At 38.0% G+C, this 1,427-nt stretch carries 1 protein-coding gene; it reads left to right on the plus strand.

The window, feature by feature from the left end; all coding sequences use genetic code 11:
* Nucleotides 1-1,216, plus strand: a 1,216-nt coding sequence (locus LNV08_RS22930; protein ID WP_263536058.1) for a hypothetical protein, incomplete at its 5' end; no start/stop codon positions are given.
* Nucleotides 1,217-1,427: the final 211 nt, after the last annotated feature.

Consider the following 1,427-nt stretch of genomic DNA (forward strand, 5'->3'; position numbering starts at 1 on the left):
TTTACCCAAAAAAAATATACATGTGTCGGGCCTAGTAGATGGTGAGAAGCCATTTTACAAGTTGTCCTACGTGTCGTTTCTCGTTGTTGCATTGGCATTGATGCTTGCAAACATCTATATAGGACCTGTATCAAGCCCAGATACCGGAACATTTTCTGCGTGGGCTGATTCTATGATTTTGCATAACTTCAACTGGATTGAATTTTCCTCTAGAAATCCACGCGATGATACACCAATATACTTTTATCTCTTGCCAATTACATTATTCGCTCTTGCAAAAATAATATCAATTTCGCAGTGGAAGTTTATAGTTTTTTTAATAAATATTGCGCTAATCCCTGTTATTTTATGCTTGACTAGGCGCCTGTTTCAGGTTTGCGGTACTCGCCCACTGTTGATTGGTGTCGCTCCAATTTTATTTCTTCTCTCTAGTGATTTTCTGCTTTGGCCGCGCTACATTTTAACTGATACGATTTATGTGGCATTAATGCTTTTTGCTACCTATTGGGTCGCTGAATACGCCGGAAAAACCAGCTTAAGAATAAATCTTGTATTTGTATTTTTAGTGCTTTCCTTGTTGCTTTCTAGGCCATCATCGCCGCCCGTGGTGATGATTTTGGTATTTAGCTATATTTGCCCGCGGTTTTTTTATCAAAAAAATTTCGAGGGAAGAATCTATGCGTACTTGGCGGGTGGTGTCATCACGTTATTTGGAATTATTTCTAGCTTGGTGATGATGCATATCGATAGTGGGAGTTCTGTTGCGCAAGTGAATATTATTGTCGAGATGGTGAAAAAAGGCCTAATTATTCACGACAGGCCAGAAACTTGGATTGCATTTTCCGGAAGTTTTTCTTCAGCATTCCTTATTTTTTCAACCAGATTCGTATATTTTTTTTCACCTGTTGCTGACTCGCACTCGGTTGTTCATAATTTATTCAATTTAGCTTTTTTTTCTGTGGCATTTATTAGTATTGCACTGGGCGAATATTTCGGTAAATTTCTCAATCTCGCGACAGAAGTAAATAGGGTGAAGGGTATGCTAATGCTGCTGATTGTCAGTGTGGCGATTTACCATAGTATTACTTTGATAGATTATGATTGGCGGTATAGATATCCTGTGGTTTCTCTTTTCATCGCTCTCGTCGTTTTGGAGTTGAATTCTGTCTATTGTTATTTTTTTCCCCTTGAAGAAAATTTTAATAAATACATATAGCAGCTGCGAGGACTACTGCTCCGACTTATATTTCTTTAATACTCCAGTAAATGTTGACTAGAGAAAATGTATGAAATCCACGTGCATAGCTATTTATCAGCTTTTCATATTCGGTTTGTACAGTGCTTGCATATTCTCTGTAAGTGGTTCCATGATATGGGGTCATGCACCAGGCCATCAGAATAACTAGCCGCATGTCTTTATTAATAAA

The organism is Paucibacter sp. TC2R-5 (genome assembly GCF_025717605.1).
Classification (GTDB): Bacteria; Pseudomonadota; Gammaproteobacteria; order Burkholderiales; family Burkholderiaceae_C; genus Paucibacter_A; species Paucibacter_A albus.